Annotated in this window: 2 protein-coding genes; both read right to left on the bottom strand. The window is 43.5% G+C overall.

The window, feature by feature from the left end; translation table 11 throughout:
• Positions 1-220: 220 nt before the first annotated feature.
• Positions 221-754: a hypothetical protein gene (locus S1OALGB6SA_RS06735; protein ID WP_124032959.1), complete on the bottom strand. Its 534-nt coding sequence runs from the start codon at positions 752-754 to the stop codon at positions 221-223.
• Positions 744-1,264: M23 family metallopeptidase (locus S1OALGB6SA_RS06730; RefSeq protein WP_230204483.1), on the bottom strand; the 521-nt coding region annotated here is incomplete at its 5' end. The genes S1OALGB6SA_RS06730 and S1OALGB6SA_RS06735, both read right to left, overlap by 11 nt.

The following is a 1,264-nucleotide window of genomic DNA, read 5'->3' as shown; positions in this document are numbered from 1 at the left end:
ATGGCCAAGGATGGTCTAAGGACGGGCTGGCGGGGGAGGGGAGGGAAGGAATGAAATTTTGGAAAAAGCACACGTATAGAGCCATCAAGATGCTTACTGAAGCGTGTTCAGTTTAGGCTTGATGTCCTGGAGGAGCCCAGGTTTTGGCGTCCAGGTGGTGGGGCGTCATCTCATATATCAGCGCCAGACGCATTCTGCCGCTCACAAGCCGAATCGACTATCAAGGCCAATGATAATAACCCGCATTAATATAACTCACTCTGCGTTCTTCATCGTATTTAACAAGTATTCCTGGGTCCTGAAGGGAAATTCTAACATCCCACTCTTTGAAGCCAATAACGAATTTATTATATTTGTTGTCGTAATACTCTATCCTGTATCGAGGATCATCTTGGAAATCCTCCAGAAGATTGTCCACCGGCTCACCAATGCTGATGCCGTTAAGAAGCTTGGGTCCTAGCTTTGTTATAAAGATATTTCGCACCTTGAAATCTAGATCAAAAAAGATTTCAAACGAGCCATAATCTAGTACTCTGTATTTAAATTTTATTATTTGTTCATCATGTTCCCGAACTATCTTGATATTCCTCTTGATGACATCTCTATAGTCCTCCTGAAAAACAATCCGCTCCTCATTCTCGGCAACAAGTGTCAGATTATCGAGAATAAACGGCGTCAACCTCTCATTCTTTTGCTCCGCATAGATCGCCGTGGTTACCATGAGAAAAAATAGAATTCCTATTCTACTTGACATCTTCGTCTCCTATTAAATAGTCTCCCGGATCCCTAGGTTTATCACTCACAATCACCTCAAAATGCAAATGAGAGCCAGTGGAATTACCGGAACTGCCCATATACCCAATAACACCCCCTCGAGGAACCATATTACCCACTACAACAGGAGGCTTCGAATCCATGTGGGCATAACGGGTCGTCATACCAATCCCATGATCAATGTCAACATAATAGCCATAGGTTTTTGCATTATATTCCACTTTCGAAACTCTACCGGTAGCGGCGGCTCTGATTGGGGTGCCTATATCATTGGCAATATCGATGCCTCTGTGTCCCCATTCTATACCATTTAACTCACGCGGATCATCAAATTCCGAAGTTTCTGTCCCCTCTGCAGGCTGACTAATTTTGCTGATATACGTAGCTTTTGCTATACTAATTTTTTTTGCAACTTTCTCAAAATCCTCTGCCGACATAGACGAATATGCGGGACTGGAGCTATCAGTCTTATCGATAGCAGGAGGGTGCT

Source organism: Olavius algarvensis spirochete endosymbiont (assembly GCA_900608495.1).
GTDB lineage: Bacteria > Spirochaetota > Spirochaetia > DSM-2461 > DSM-2461 > UBA2779.
Note: the sequence above shows the minus strand (reverse complement) of the source record. Positions and strands in the feature narration are given on the sequence as shown.

Excerpts from the sequence above, each read along its gene's own strand:
- S1OALGB6SA_RS06735 (WP_124032959.1), bottom strand. The coding sequence starts at position 754 with ATGTCAAGTAGAATAGGAATTCTATTTTTTCTCATGGTAACCACGGCG.